The 15211-nt window shown below is 43.5% G+C and carries 12 protein-coding genes and 4 tRNA genes; 2 read left to right on the forward strand and 14 right to left on the reverse strand.

What is annotated here, in order from left to right:
• Nucleotides 1-557: 557 nt before the first annotated feature.
• A complete protein-coding gene (locus BBA02S_RS06275) occupies nucleotides 558-1703 on the reverse strand; it encodes a DUF2515 family protein (protein WP_231557176.1) in 1146 nt (381 codons plus the stop codon).
• Nucleotides 1704-1812: 109 nt separating this feature from the next.
• On the opposite strand from BBA02S_RS06275, the gene shc reads away from it, so the two are divergent.
• Nucleotides 1813-3738, forward strand: a complete 1926-nt coding sequence (shc, locus tag BBA02S_RS06280) for a squalene--hopene cyclase (RefSeq protein WP_370670941.1) — start codon at nucleotides 1813-1815, stop codon at nucleotides 3736-3738.
• Between the two features lie 128 nt (nucleotides 3739-3866).
• Complete coding sequence (locus tag BBA02S_RS06285) at nucleotides 3867-4412, forward strand: HXXEE domain-containing protein (RefSeq protein WP_041095636.1); 546 nt, start codon at nucleotides 3867-3869, stop codon at nucleotides 4410-4412.
• A 257-nt stretch (nucleotides 4413-4669) separates the two neighbouring features.
• Here BBA02S_RS06285 and rlmH read toward each other — a convergent pair whose 3' ends face one another.
• The 13 genes from rlmH to BBA02S_RS06345 form a co-directional block, all read right to left on the reverse strand.
• Nucleotides 4670-5149: a 23S rRNA (pseudouridine(1915)-N(3))-methyltransferase RlmH gene (gene rlmH / locus BBA02S_RS06290; RefSeq protein ID WP_041095638.1), complete on the reverse strand. Its 480-nt coding sequence runs from the start codon at nucleotides 5147-5149 to the stop codon at nucleotides 4670-4672.
• Nucleotides 5150-5436: 287 nt separating this feature from the next.
• Nucleotides 5437-5586 (reverse strand): CxxH/CxxC protein, encoded by a 150-nt coding sequence (locus tag BBA02S_RS20205; RefSeq protein ID WP_065849528.1) that lies wholly within the window; start codon nucleotides 5584-5586, stop codon nucleotides 5437-5439.
• A gap of 74 nt (nucleotides 5587-5660) precedes the next feature.
• A complete protein-coding gene (locus BBA02S_RS06295) occupies nucleotides 5661-6875 on the reverse strand; it encodes a S1C family serine protease (protein WP_041095640.1) in 1215 nt (404 codons plus the stop codon).
• 156 nt (nucleotides 6876-7031) lie between these two features.
• Entirely contained in the window at nucleotides 7032-7826 is a 795-nt protein-coding gene (locus BBA02S_RS06300; protein ID WP_041113681.1) for an MBL fold metallo-hydrolase, read from the reverse strand.
• Nucleotides 7827-7847: 21 nt separating this feature from the next.
• Complete coding sequence (locus BBA02S_RS06305; protein WP_041095644.1) at nucleotides 7848-8636, reverse strand: two-component system regulatory protein YycI; 789 nt, start codon at nucleotides 8634-8636, stop codon at nucleotides 7848-7850.
• A complete protein-coding gene (locus tag BBA02S_RS06310) occupies nucleotides 8623-9996 on the reverse strand; it encodes a YycH family regulatory protein (RefSeq protein ID WP_041095646.1) in 1374 nt (457 codons plus the stop codon). The genes BBA02S_RS06305 and BBA02S_RS06310 overlap by 14 nt, the downstream gene beginning before the upstream one ends.
• Entirely contained in the window at nucleotides 9993-11816 is a 1824-nt protein-coding gene (gene walK, locus BBA02S_RS06315; RefSeq protein ID WP_041095647.1) for a cell wall metabolism sensor histidine kinase WalK, read from the reverse strand. The genes BBA02S_RS06310 and walK overlap by 4 nt, the downstream gene beginning before the upstream one ends.
• A gap of 5 nt (nucleotides 11817-11821) precedes the next feature.
• Nucleotides 11822-12532: a response regulator YycF gene (yycF, locus tag BBA02S_RS06320; RefSeq protein WP_041095648.1), complete on the reverse strand. Its 711-nt coding sequence runs from the start codon at nucleotides 12530-12532 to the stop codon at nucleotides 11822-11824.
• Nucleotides 12533-12965: 433 nt separating this feature from the next.
• A tRNA-Phe gene (locus BBA02S_RS06325) sits at nucleotides 12966-13038 on the reverse strand.
• 145 nt (nucleotides 13039-13183) lie between these two features.
• Nucleotides 13184-13260, reverse strand: a tRNA-Asp gene (locus tag BBA02S_RS06330).
• Nucleotides 13261-13265: 5 nt separating this feature from the next.
• A tRNA-Glu gene (locus BBA02S_RS06335) sits at nucleotides 13266-13337 on the reverse strand.
• Nucleotides 13338-13351: 14 nt separating this feature from the next.
• Nucleotides 13352-13427: transfer RNA gene (locus BBA02S_RS06340), tRNA-Lys, on the reverse strand.
• A gap of 379 nt (nucleotides 13428-13806) precedes the next feature.
• Entirely contained in the window at nucleotides 13807-15099 is a 1293-nt protein-coding gene (locus tag BBA02S_RS06345) for an adenylosuccinate synthase (RefSeq protein ID WP_041095649.1), read from the reverse strand.
• Between the last annotated feature and the right edge of the window lie 112 nt (nucleotides 15100-15211).

Genomic DNA, 15211 nt, shown 5'->3' on the forward strand with positions numbered 1-15211 from the left:
TAACCAGTGAAAGTAAAATAAGCTGAGACTTTCCATGTAAATGCAAAGCTGAGCCAGTTTCGGGGAATATAAGGGGACGTTTACCGGTTATGTAAATCAAAATCACTAATTTTCACGTTTTTCAAGTCAATAGGAGGCATTTCTCCGTCTATTTATCAGATTGGGTGCTTAGTGTCCTTTCTGGGTAGACCTATAAATGATACAGGCTATTACAACAGATAACCGTGCAAAAATAGCAGAGAAACTTGATCACTTATTTTAGGAGCTTTTTGTAAATCTTCAGCCAACTCATTCCAGTTATTCTATTTTCATTTAAAATATCTCACAAATCCTCATATTTATATAAATATAATAAACCTGTTTTGAAAAAGGATGGTTCAAAACAGGTTTAATCTCTATAAAGCACTATATAACAAGTTTCCACCTATTATCCTCAACTGCGAAAAACGGGATAAATCATTATTATTACATTTTTATGGTGCACTTTTTTAGACATTTTATATAGGAATGATTCCACATCGCACTGCCATCATTTTAACAATACTAGGAATATCTCATTAATGATTATCTTCCTCTCGTAACAGAAGGGCTTCCTTCGCCATTACCGCAAGTTCAATTTTTTCAAGGGTTTTGCAATAATTGTTTAAGATCTCTCCATTGAAACTGACTTCTTTCTGAATATAATCCAAAACATGAAAATCCCCAAACCAATCTTCGCTCGTCGTTTCTTCATGGGGGGCATCCGCCCAGGCGTATTTTAAAGGCGGACTGTACAGCCGCCTCGCGCCCTTTCTCAACATGCAATTCTTGACCCGTGGTTTATAAAGGGAGCGAGGAAAAGATTCATTTACATCATTAAACAAATCCGGCCAGTAATCTTTCCGGGATCCGGTGTGAGGGCATTCATGTGCCCATTTCAAGACCCCCGCCAGAACCTCTTCGCGCTGAAAAAGCAAGGAATACAAATTTTTTCCGACTTGAATTCTTTCGTGGAGCGAAGTGAATTGCCGCGAGGTGGTGCCGACAAGTGAGGTTTTCTCCTTTATCCCTCTTTCATAGTAGGGAAAAAGAATGTTATTTAGTTGCAAAAATTCATACATCTTGAAACTGAGCGTGCCGGTTACAGTTTTTTGGAAATAATTATTTTGAATCAACCTTTTTTCCAAATAGCTTTGTTCATTTATCACCATTGCCATTGCCAATGAATAGCTATCCCCGCTTCGCCAAAAATAACGCCACATCGTCTCCATAAAGGTAGAAGTATAAAAGAAGGGTAAAAGGTGGAACATTTCTTGGTTCCCTCTCACACTCAAATCATAAACCCAAAATTGAGGATACATATCCTGAAAAATCAACCAACTGCCCTGTTCCAAAAAGGAAAAAAAAGCGATCTGATCTCTTTCCGGTAGAAGTTTGGACAGCAATTCCCCTTTTAAATCTGTCATGTTCCAACCGACGTTTCGCGATACCATATGTCCAAGAAGGGCCCAATGTATCTCAGGATGCTGCAGGTAAAACTGAAAATAAGCTTGCGTCCGTGTTACATTGTTTTGGTTCAGTCGTCTCGTCTGTTCTCTTATAAGTTGAATACATTGTTTGTCATTTTCTGATAACAAAGGCAGAAGGCAAGCAGATTTCTTTTTCACCTTTTTTTTCAACTTTTTTTTCAATTCTTTTTTTACGTCTGATAAAGAGTCCAGCAAAACGGCATCATTCCTTTTCAAAGTTCATTTTGACTGTTTCAATCCTCCCCATCAAAGGAGCATATTCACACTACTCACGGAATATGAATTCTAAAAAATGAGGAATTTTATGGAGAGGATAGGTAATATGAAACATCAGGTATATAAGGAAATAAACAGCATAGCCAATCAATTCGTCCAAGACCAAGCTGAGGACGGTGCCTGGCATTATCCTTTCGAGACCGGGATTGCATCGGACTGCAGTATGATTATCTTATTACGGACATTGGAGATGAATGATGAGGAAGAGCTCATAAAAGAGTTGGTGGAACGAATCGTCGGAAAACAGCAGGAAGATGGTTCTTGGAAGCTATTCCATGATCAAGATAAAGGGAATCTAACATCGACTGTGGAAGCGTATTATGCTCTTCTTTATTCTGGTTATCGAAATCCAAAAGACCCGGAAATCCAAGCAGCAAGAAGGTTTATTATGGTGAACGGCGGGGCTACGGAGGTCCATATGTTTTTGAAAATCTTGTTGGCCCTAACAGGACAATGTGCATGGCCACACTTCCCTGTTAATATAGAAGTGCTGCTTTTACCAGACTCCTTTCCAATCAATCTTTTTGACCTCTCCGTGTATGGAAGAGCCAACCTTATCCCATTTTTAATTCTCGCCAATACAAATTTTCGTAGGAGAACGCCCAAATCGCCCGATCTCTCCGATTTATTTTTAAAAAGAAAAGTTCATTTTTTTACTGAGGAGCAAGAAGAAGATGCAAGGTCAGTAATTAAATTGATTAAACAGGGGATTAAGGCTCTGAAATATCATGGAAACCTTCGCGAATTGACATTATATCGGGCAGAAAAATATATGCTGAACCGAATTGAACCGGACGGCACCTTTCTTAATTATTTCAGTTCAACTACTCTCATGATTTATGCCTTACTGGCCAGAGGGTATTCAAATACACATCCGGTGATTACTCGTGCCGTGCAAGGTTTAAAAGCGATGACCTGCCGGATTAACGGAGAACTTCACTGCCAGTACACGACTGCCTCAATCTGGAATACAACTTTAATCAATTATGCTCTGCAGGAAGCAGGAATTCCCTATTCATCCAACATGATTCAAAAAGCAAACCATTACATCCTCTCCCGTCAGCATCTCAAATACGGAGATTGGGTCATTCATGAACCGAACCTGTTACCGGGAGGCTGGGGGTTTGCAGATATGAACACGATTCACCCAGATATTGACGACACAACCACTGCACTGAGGGCGATACGTTCGTTGGCCATAGAACAAGTGGATTGCCGGCAAGCATGGGATCGAGGAGTAAACTGGCTCATTTCCATGCAAAACAATGACGGCGGTTGGGCGGCATTCGAAAAAAATGTAGATAAAAAAGTATTGAACTTGTTACCGTTAGAGGGGGGAAAGGATTTATTAATTGATCCGTCGACGGTTGATTTAACGGGAAGGACTTTAGAGTTCTTCGGAAACTATACCCATTTGGATGATCACCATCCCATGGTGAAACGCGGGATTCGTTGGCTGTTGCGGCATCAAAATGCAGATGGTTCCTGGGTGGGGCGATGGGGCGTGTATATTTATGGCACATGGGCGGCTGTAACGGGAATGATTGCGGTTGGGGTTTCTAGGAATCATCCAGCTATTCAAAAGGCTCTAGCTTGGTTGCGGAAAATTCAAAATCCCGATGGCGGGTGGGGAGAATCCTGTAAAAGTGATATCAAAAATTGTTATGTGCCATTGGGCGAAAGCACCCGAACTCATACGGCTTGGGCCCTTGACACACTCATCTCAGCCGCAACTGGCGTAACACCTGAAATTGAAAATGGTGCAGCTTTTTTAACAGATAAAAAAGAAAAGAAATGGACAGCGGCCTACCCAAAAGGCAGAGGAATGGCAGGATCCTTTTATATCAATTATCATTGTTATGAATATGTTTTTCCATTGCTTTCCCTTGCCCATTTTCAAAAATTAGCTGGTGGGCAGCTCCTAACGGATTGGTCACAAAAGAATGTTACTTAGGAATTTATTTATTCAAAAATCTCTTCTGGTGGTTTTTGGTATACTTTTATATCCTGTCCCATAAAATGGATCAACTACAGCAGATGGCAGGTCTTCGAGAAAACGAGCTAAAAGGAGGCAGTCAAAAAATGCTAGGAATCCTCCATCAATTTTTAGATCTTAAAACATTAATTTGGTTGCTTCCGATTATTTTTATTTTCCATGACTTAGAAGAAATCATAACCATCGAATCTTCGATGACTGCACACAAAGGTAATTATCCGAAAACAAACTTCGTCAAACTAACAATAAGAATGAGGGAGAAGCTGGGTTCAACCGCTGCCCAGCTTGCTGTTTCGGCTTCATGGATTTTACTAATTACCTCATTCATTGCATTGATGACCGCACGTTTTTCATTTAATGGAGGAAGCTTTCTTCTATTTACAGCCATTCTTAATTTATTTGTTTTGCAGGCATTCATGCATATTGTTCAAACCATCATGTTTAGGGGCTACACGCCTGGCATCCTAACGTCGCTGTTCCTTCTGATCCCTTACTGCCTCCTTACATATTATTTTTTAGCTGAATATGGACAGATGGACTGGCCTTTGATATTTACTAGTTTCCTAGTTAGTCTGATCTTGATTCCGATTAATCTAGTTGGCAATCTTTTAGGTCGATATTTTATTCGATAAATGGGCTGAACCTTTTTAAAGTCACTTGACCCTATCAGAAATTTTTAAGATAAAACTAAACACTTTTAAATGAGAGGTCCTGCCCCTAATTAAATAACTAGCGATAACATAAGCGGAATATCCCCGTGTTTTAAGCTATTTTCAGTGCTATTTACTAATTAAGTAAAATTTTCCGTATATACCTTATTTGGTACTTAACCATTATTATGTTCTAGCCTCCCCAACCTTAAGGAGAGGCAATTGGCTAAAAACCTCATTTACTTATGATACGGTTCCCCCCGGTTAATCCGAAAGCTGCGGTAGATCTGTTCCACTAGGATGAGTCTCATCAGCTGATGCGGGAAGGTCATTTTCGAGAAGGAGAGGGTGTCGTTCGCGCGGTCCATGACATCCTTGTGGAGGCCGAGGGAGCCGCCGATGATAAAGGCGATTTTGCTTTTGCCGTAGGTGGCAAGCTGGTCGAGGGTTTTGGCGAGTTCCTCGGATGTTTTCATTTTCCCTTCAATGGCCAGGGCAATGACGTGGGTGTCCGGGCTGATTTTGGCCAGGATGCGCTCACTTTCTTTTTGTTTTACCTGCTCCATTTCTGTTATACTTAGTACTTCGGGCGCTTTTTCGTCGGCAACTTCAATGATTTCCATTTTGGCATAAGCGGAAAGGCGTTTGGCGTATTCGGCAATTCCTTGCTTCAAATACTTCTCCTTTAGCTTTCCAACCGTTACAATCGTAATATTCACAGCATTTCCTCACTTTACAAACAGGTTGTCCACAAAATTATCCACATATCCACAAAAGTGAATATTTCCTTTTTATTTCGTCTGAAAAATCAGTCAGTTATTCCTTTCTTCCTGCTCTGACGATTTATAGCAGAATCCATCGAATTCTCTGGGTCCAAAATAACGATAAAAAAGAGCAGACTTGTGTATAAGTCGCTCTTTTTTACTTATCCACAGGTTATTTTCCTATTTTTCCGAAAAGTTATGCACATACTCACAATAACTATCCACATTTTGTAGGGAGAATATTAGTTTGCCACTACATATTCTGCTTCATTTTGACAATATTCACACGGGCGTGTTTCGCCTTTCAGCTTCTCAATGGTCGGTGCTTTTTCGTATTCATCCACCATTACATCGAGTGCGAGCTCTGTGTGTTCTTGACAGCAATAGATCATGTTATCCGCTCCTTCGCTTGTCCATTTTATCATGAAAAAGCGCAGAAAAGCAGGAAGCTTTTCTGCGTCTTTTTTTACATGGTGCCTTCAGAAGTCAACGTCATTGTTTCTTTTTTCAATTTTCCATTCCGGTAAAAATGAACTTCCATTTGGTCGCCGACTTGTTTTTTCGTATACATATACTTGCGCAGCTCTAAAATATCATGCACCTTCTGGTTATCCAGCTGCACGATTACGTCAAATTCCTGTAATCCTGCTTTTGAAGCCGGTGTATTTGGATACACTTGCTCCACCATGGCGCCATCCGTGATGTTTTTCGGAAGCTTCAGCGTTTCCTGCTGGTGGTAGGATGGGATTTCGTTCACGTTTCTCAATGTGACACCCATTGCCGGACGCACCATTTTGCCTTTCGTTTCTAAGCTGTCGATAATCGGCTTGGCAAAATTAATCGGAATGGATAAGCCAATTCCTTCGACAGACTGCTCCGCAATCTTCATAGAGTTGATGCCGATCACTTGTCCGGCGATGTTCACAAGGGCTCCGCCGCTGTTGCCGGGGTTAATGGCGGCATCCGTCTGCAAAACTTCCGCCTGCCAATCTACAACGTTGTCGCCATTCACATCAACCGGTATGGCCCGTTCAAGGCCGGAGATCACTCCTTGGGTCACTGAGCCGGAAAATTCCAAGCCCAGCGGATTTCCGATTGCCAGTACCGGCTCCCCGATTTTCAAAGCATCGGAATCGCCAAATTCGGCTACTTTTTTCACCTTTGTTCCGTCCATTTCAACGACGGCTAAGTCGCTCCAAATATCTGTTCCGCGAAGCTTGGCAGGGACCTTTGTGCCGTCTGACAACGTCACTTCCAGCTGCTGTGCGCCTTCAACGACGTGGTTATTCGTCACCACATACGCTTTATCGCCTGTTTTTTTATAAATAACACCAGAACCTGTGCCAGCCGGCTGGGAGGACTCTCCTTCCCAGAAGTTGCCGGACTGAATATTAGTAATTCCGACAACGGCATCCTGCGCCTTGTCCACGGCTTTCGTTACATCCGTCGTCACATTCAATGAAACATTTTGGCCTTTCTTCTGTTCCTTAGCTGGTTCAATTTGCACATTTTCATTGTCTTGCATGTTTGGCAATAAGTTATAATCGGCAAGCTTAGGCAAAGCTAATACGACAATCAACGCTCCAATGACCAATCCTGCCAGACTGGCCAAGAAGTAACCGCTTTTACGGGGACCGCGTTGATTTCTGCCTTCAGCTTTGTCATCGTCATAATAGCCCAAACACCCTCACCCTTTCCAATACATACTCTCAATTATTTTCCCCTTGTAGCAAAAATTATAACGCTCCCGTCGAAAAATTCAACAAAAATGCAATGGGCCTGTCTTCAGTTGCAAAAAAAACCGCCTGAGACTCCTCAGGCGGTTCGGATGGCACAATCACAGCTCCGTTAAAATAGTCGGCATCTTGGGATCGGTATGCAGCAGCTCAAACTGCTCGCCGACCGGCATATCCTTCATTTCGAGCGTTTGAGTTACGCTCATTTTGGCCAAATCTTTCATGTTGTTGTCCTGGCTTAAATGCGCTAAGTAAATGCGCTTTGTGCGATCGCCGATCACGTCGCTCATGGCGAGAGCGGCATCTTCATTGGAAACGTGGCCGAAGTCGCCTAAGATCCGGCGTTTTATGTTCCACGGATAGCGGCCGACGCGCAGCATTTGCACGTCGTGATTGCTTTCAAACACGTAAGCATCTGCACCCTTTATTATCCCTTTCATCCGGTCGCTGACGTAGCCGGTGTCCGTAATTAACGCCAGCTTTTTACCTTCATGATGAAAGACGTAAAACATCGGCTCGGCCGCATCGTGGGAGACGCCAAATGATTCAATATCCAAGTTCCCGAAGCTTTGCACCGTTTCCATATCAAATATAAATTTCTGCTCTACATCAATGTTGCCCGTCAGCTTGTCCATTGCTTGCCAAGTCTTTTCATTCGCATAAATCGGCAGCTTGTATTTTCTGGCAAGAACGCCAAGCCCCTTAATATGATCGCTGTGTTCATGGGTCACGAGAATGCCTGTTAAGTTTTTAATCTCACGGTCAATCTGTGCAAATAATGCTTCCATTTGCTTGCCGCTTAACCCGGCATCTACTAAAAACGCCTGATCTTGCGTTTCCACGTAAAAGGCGTTTCCTGTACTGCCGCTTGCCAGAACACTAAAACGCAAAGTCATGTCTTTTCACTCCATCTATGATCAGCTGTTTTTCTCATTTTTGTAAATAGACCCGTCAAACGCATTTACATACATCTTTTCCGTTTTGTCGCCATGCTTAATTTTGAAGTACCAGGTCGGCGACAAGACTTGCAGCTCCGTCAAGCGCACAAACGTATAGTAGCCAAGTTCCACATCAGAAATTTTGCTGTTAGGCTTGATTAAACCGTTTTTATAGAGCGTCTGGATGGCTTGATGAGCTGATATAATGCTTTCTTCCTGGCTGTTTTCCTCCAGTTTTTCAAGCATCTTCTGATTATAGGCCGTAATTTCTCCATTGCTGTTGAACTCGACTTCCAGCTTGCCGTTCGTGTTTTCGAATAGTTTTTTATCATCGTAATGCTGGTAGAAGATAGCCTTATCCTTTGCTTCATTCAGCCCCCAGTACTGATACTGGTCTCCGTATAAAACATTGGCCTGGACAAAGGCTTTCAGCTCGTCCAGCTTCTTTTCCCCAAGCTTTACCGGCTTTTGCAGCTGGCTTTTTAAGGTCTTCTGGTCATCCAGCAGCTTCACATTTTGATTAATCAGCATCCCGATGTCTTTTTTCGTAAACTTCTTCGATTTTGCTGTAATGATCGTTTCTTCGCTTACGTCCTCAGGCAATTTATCGTATTCGATATTATAGGACTTTAATTTATCTTCAATAGAGGCTTCTTTAATAAACTCAAACTGACTGGCGCTTTGCTTGTTAAGAAATACGGCCAGAAGAAAGATGTCCAAAATGAGGAAAACAGTAATGAAAATCGTCTTCGTTTTACTCCAATCCATGGACACTTCCTCCTGTCTTCTCAGTAAATGAGAGGTGTTGCCAGCGTCCTCCGTACTTATAGAACCAAGCAGGCTCCAATACAAGCACCTTGGACGACTGCGGGTCCGGAAGCAGCTCATAGCCTACTACTATGTCCTCCAGCTGCTCGGGCTCAAAGTTATCCAGCTTTTTCACCTGCTTCAATACAGACGCGCTGTCCGGCAGCGTCACTTCCTCTTCCTCCGACGGCAAGGAAATATCCAGCGTGAAATATGGACGGGAATATTTATATACCTTGTCCTGTCCCCATATTTGAACAATCTCTGCCATGCTGGAATCGCTGGCTGTGCTATGATCTTCCGGCGTTCTCTGATCGTTAAACACCGGCAAGCCATTTTTAAACAAGCGGTAGCTCACTTTGGAAGATCCCGGACTTGCCTCAAATAGCCGGTATTGATCCGTCCAGCCGCTATGCTCATTAATAAACTTGATGCTTTTATCTAATAAGTCGTGCAGGCTTCCCGGATTGTCAATCTCTGATTCCTTTGCCGGATTCACATAAGAAATCATTCTTGTTTTATAATCTACCTTCATTAATGTGGAGCCGTCTGTGTATTCTTCTCCATTTGTTTTTAAGCCTTTTTTGACGAGACTCGGATCACTGAACAACAAGTCTCTAAAGTCTTTAGTATCAATTTCGTCCGGCAAATATTTGTAGCTGGACAAGACCGGCTGCTTCTCCGGAAGAAACAGCTTTTTATTGCGGCCAATAGAATAAAGGGCATAGGGCTCCCACTTTTCAGCTTCTTTAATGAATTGCTTTTTAAAAGATGAAAGATTTGGAGAGACAGCCACACTTTTAAAGACGAGCCGCTCTTTCGTTGAAACAAAATAGACGGTCATCCGCTTTTCCTTTGTATCTACATCTGTAATCACCATGCGGTCAAACACAGCATTCGGCACAGAATCATCTTCAAACGTTGTGATCGTGTTCATTGTATAAAATGGAACGAACGCAGGAAAGACAAGCTCCAAACGGTTGTGGCCATGAAGGAGTTCATCAAGCCCTTTTGCCGTCGTGAACCTGGTGGACACATTGACCGTATTTGTAAATGTCCACGTTTGTATTTCTTTCATGATTTCATCTGTTTCCAAATCTCTCGTGGAGCCGTAATTCTCATTTTCCTTATGAAACAGCACCTTGGACGGCTTGATCAAGTGTGAAGCCTCTTTTGTCTCACTAATAGAAGATACTTCATGAATGTTATCCTTTTTGATCGCTTCATAATTTGGCTGGTAGTTCCAGATGCTTAAGGTAAGAATAATGCTAATTGCCACGAGCACCGCTAAACCGACCGATTTCATTTTTTCATAGTTCATGACCAATCATCCTCTTGAGACAATTCATACGGAAGGGTAAAGAAAATGGTTGTTCCCTTGCCTTCAACACTCGTTGCCCAAATGTGGCCTTCATGGGCAGTAATGATTTCTTTCGCAATCGCCAAGCCAAGACCAGTGCCGCCCATTTTGCGGGAGCGTGCCCGATCTACGCGGTAAAAACGTTCGAAAATCCGTTCAAGATTTTTCTGCGGAATCCCCATTCCCTGGTCACGGACACTGACTTCAATTTTATCGCTTTTTTCCTCGACACTGAAGGTGATCTGTCCGCCTTCCGGAGAATATTTCAATGCATTCGAAATGATATTATCCAGCACCTGTGTCAGCTTATCCGTGTCGATGACTACATAGATTGGGTAGCGAGGCAGCTTGCGCTTAAAGGTAACGTCCTGGGACTTTGTCATTTCAAACCGGTCAATGATGCGGTTGAAGAATTCCGTAAAGTCCACGTCTTTTTTCGTTAATTGATAGTCGCGGCTATCAAATTTGGACAATTGCAGCAAATCATTAACGAGCCGAATCATCCGTTCTGTTTCAGTCTGGGTTACGTCAAGAAAATGCGGAGCAATGTCAGCATCCTGCCAAGCTCCGTCAGCTAATGCTTCTAAATAGCTTCGCATCGTGGTTAACGGCGTTCTTAATTCATGAGACACATTGGCAACGAACTCACGGCGATCCATCTCGATTTTTTCCTGCTCCGTTATATCGTGAAGAACCGTAATTAAGCCGTTCACGAAGCCGGTATCCTTTTGAATGACAGAAAAGTTAGCGCGCAAAATATACGGCTGTTCATCGTTGCTGTAATCTAAAATGACCGAATCTTGTTCATTCAAAAGGTCATCAAATGTGTAGTCCTTTTCAAGACCGAGCAAATGAGTGATCGGCTGCGAAATGACCGTTTCACGTGAAACGCTCAACAGCTTTGCTGCCGGCTCATTAATCAGAATAACCCTTCCTTTTCGGTCGGTGGCAATGACCCCATCTGTCATATAAGAAAGGACAGAAGACAGCTTTCTTCTTTCGCCTTCCGTGGTTGCCTGAGCTTCCTGCAGCCGCTTTGTCAGATTATTGAAGGTGATGGCCAGCTCGCCGATCTCATCCTGCCCGTACACTTTTACTTTGCGGGAGAAGTTTCCTTTTCCGAGCGCAACAGCTTGACGCCGCATGTCAGTGATCGGGCGGGTAATCGTCCGTGCCAGCAAAACCCCTAATATGGCGGTTAATCCTAAAGCAAGAGCCGTGGCCGAGAAAAGAATGGCATTAATTTCTTCCATTTGGTTAAAGACTGTCTCAACTTTGCCGATTAAATAGACAGCACCAATGACTTCACGGTTGGAAATAATCGGTGATGTATAGACCCAAATGCGCTTATTCGACTGCTGGTCTACATACATTTTGTCTTCTTCGGCACCGAGAGACAGCGTTCGCTTGACGCCAATGTCAGTAATTCTCTGTCCGATAATTCCTTGCCTGTTCGAGTCAGATGTGCCAATAATGCGGCTGCGGTGGTCAATGACCCGAACCTCTGCAACGTCCGGTCCGGCAAAGTCCTCCAGTATTCTCCGGATGTCCTGTTCCAGGGTCGGTGTTTCTTCTGTCCGATCTTTCAGCATTTCCTCCCGCAAATTATATTCCAGCAAGTTCACGCGTTCTTGCAGGGAATTTTTAAAATTGGTCAGGAGCTGTTCCTCTAGCTCTCTTACGAAATAGACGCCAATAATTTGCATGGCAAATAAAATAAGCAATACGTAAATCAATACAAACTTCAGTTGTATTGATCGAAAAAAGCCCACTCTTTTCATGTAGGTTACTCCTGTTCAGGGTTGCGCAAGTAATAGCCGACCCCTCGTCTCGTCACGATCCATGAAGGGTGGCTTGGGTTGTCTTCGATTTTTTCGCGAAGACGGCGGACAGTGACATCGACTGTACGGACATCGCCGTAATAATCATAGCCCCAAACTGTCTGCAGCAAGTGCTCCCGCGTCATCACTTGTCCGATATGCTTCGCCAAATAATGGAGCAACTCAAATTCACGATGCGTCAGCTCAATGGTTTCGCCGCGTTTAGAGACAACGTAAGCATCCGGATGGATGGTTAATGTTCCTACTGAAATCTCATTTGTTTCCTCTTCTTCATCAGATTGCGGAGGAGCAGCCTGATGGCGGCGCAAATTCGCTTTTACGCGGGCAATTAATTCGCGTGTGCTGAATGGCTTCGTTACATAATCATCCGCGCCCAGCTCAAGCCCAAGCACCTTATCAATTTCCGAGTCTTTTGCCGTCAGCATAACAATCGGCATTTCGTGTTTTTTTCTCACTTCCCGGCACACTTCCATGCCGTCACGTCCTGGAAGCATAATATCAAGCAGAATTAAATCCGGCTGCAATTCCTCGACCATTTCCACCGCTTGATCACCGTCGTAGGCACAGTGGACATCGTATCCTTCTTTTTTTAAATTAAACTGCAGAATATCGGCAATCGGCCTCTCATCATCTACAACTAATATTTTCTTTTGCATGTTCTTCTCCTCATTTCTTCAGTCTAAAAGCACTCGATTTAAGAAAAGATGATTCTATTATTTTATCATATTTCTGTAAGAAAACTGTTCATTCTATCTTTTGAAGCAGAAAATGGCAGTTCCTACTGCAAACAGGCCGTTGCGAAGACAAACGACCCGATTTCCTGCAATATTTAAAATAGCTCCCCACTAACTTTATCATGAAAAGCACTGGTTTTCATCATTTTCAGGAAACTAGAAGCTTTTCCCTCCAATAAAATGCTCTGCTGTTATTTCCCATTGATTTCTTCATCGCCGATACAAAAAAACTGAAAGGCGGCCTCCTGCGAAAGGCGTTCACCTGCAGCAGGGTCTATCAAAACCAAGCAGACTTTGTCACAGAGCTAATAAAAAAAGCACCGCGAGAGTTATCATCGTCGCAATGCTTCTTTGATGGCTCAGGACGGAATCGAACCGCCGACACATGGATTTTCAGTCCATTGCTCTACCGACTGAGCTACTGAGCCGTATTTCCCTATTCTACACAGCCTGGTTCGAACTTTGTCGAATAAGCTGTAATAAAAAATGATGCGGCCAACATCGAAGTAGATTCAGGAAGTTATGGCCGTCATCTGGGAAAATAGGATTCATTAAATTAAACGGTTATTAAAATGGCGGTCCGGACGGGACTCGAACCCGCGACCTCCTGCGTGACAGGCAGGCATTCTAACCAACTGAACTACCGGACCGTAAATGACCCCTACGGGATTCGAACCCGTGTTACCGCCGTGAAAGGGCGGTGTCTTAACCGCTTGACCAAGGGGCCATTATCAGTAAAAATGGTGAGCCATGAAGGACTCGAACCTTCGACCCTCTGATTAAAAGTCAGATGCTCTACCAACTGAGCTAATGGCTCGCAACAATGCTTGTTCTTAACAACGTTGTTAATATTATCACATAGTTAAATAGCTGACAACAGGTTTTTGAAAAAAATTGTCGAAAAAAGCTGCAATAAGCGGAAAATGCCGTTAACCGGAGCTTCACTGAACCATTCAGCCTGCGTCAGCTTCTCTTTTTGCGCCTCCATCCATCTCTAAAATAAAAACAGGTGGGAAAAAAGGAATGCTTCTAAGCTGCGAGGCACTTGTGCACTGGAACGGAAATCCGCCTGTTTTTCAGAAGAAAAAGAGGCTGGCCCAAAAGTCATATTTCATGATCTTTTGGGCCAGCCCTATCGATGGATGGTCTCAACCGGTCTTTCCTCCGAAGAAAGCCGGCTGGGAGCTTTTATATGATTATCTTTGTGCCCAGACGCTGCGGACAACATTCGTTTGGCTGCGGTCAGGACCCACTGAGAAAATAGACAATGGAATGCCTGTCAGCTGGGAAACGCGCTCTAAATAATGGCGGGCGTTTTCAGGCAGCTCACTCAATGTTTTGCAGCCAGTAATGTCTTCTGTCCAGCCAGGAAGCTCCTCATATACCGGCTCGCATTCCGCCAAAATATTCAAGTTAGCTGGAAACTCTTCGATAATTTCACCTTTATAGCGGTAAGCTGTACAGATTTTTAACGTTTCAATACCAGTTAAAACATCAATGGAGTTAAGTGACAAGTCGGTCAATCCACTTACGCGGCGGGCATGGCGGACAACGACGCTGTCAAACCACCCTACACGGCGCGGACGGCCAGTTGTTGTGCCGTATTCACGTCCTACTTCACGGATTTGGTCACCGATTTCATTCGTCAGCTCCGTTGGGAACGGCCCGTCACCCACACGCGTTGTATACGCTTTGGAGACACCGACCACATGATTAATCTTTGTTGGCCCTACGCCTGATCCGATCGTTACACCGCCGGCAACCGGGTTAGAAGAAGTAACAAATGGATATGTGCCTTGGTCAATATCCAGCATCACTCCCTGGGCGCCTTCAAACAAGACACGGCGGCCTTCATCAAGAGCATCATTTAAGACAACGGACGTATCACAGACATAATGCTTGATCTGTTGTCCGTATTCATAATATTCATCTAAAATATCTTCAATTTTAAAGCCTTCTGTCTCATAGAAACGCTCAAGCAGACGGTTTTTCTCTTCCAGATTCCGCGTCAGCTTTTCTTCAAACGCTTTGCGGTCCAAAAGATCCGCCATACGGATACCGATGCGGGCTGCTTTGTCCATGTAAGCAGGTCCGATCCCTTTCTTCGTTGTGCCAATCTTATTGGCGCCTTTGCGTTCTTCTTCTACCTCATCAATTTTCAAATGATACGGAAGAATGACATGAGCGCGATTGCTGATGCGCAGGTTGTCTGTTGATACATTATGCTCATGCAAATATTTTAATTCTTGGATCAGCGCCTTCGGATCAACGACCATGCCGTTGCCGATCACACAGATTTTATCGCTATAAAAAATACCAGACGGAATTAAATGAAGCTTGTACGTTACGTTGTTAAACTTAATTGTATGTCCCGCATTGTTACCACCTTGGTAGCGGGCTACTACCTCTGCATTTTCTGAAAGGAAATCAGTGATCTTTCCTTTTCCTTCATCGCCCCACTGTGTTCCAACAACAACTACTGACGACATAATAAGCACCTCCGCAGGGTCCATTAATTGGTTTATTTTTTACCTGCTTATTTTAACAGGTTAAAACGATAGAAGTCAATCACAGAACACGAACATTTTGATGTCCGAAAAA

Source organism: Bacillus badius NBRC 15713 (assembly GCF_001591605.1).
GTDB lineage: Bacteria > Bacillota > Bacilli > Bacillales > Domibacillaceae > Pseudobacillus > Pseudobacillus badius.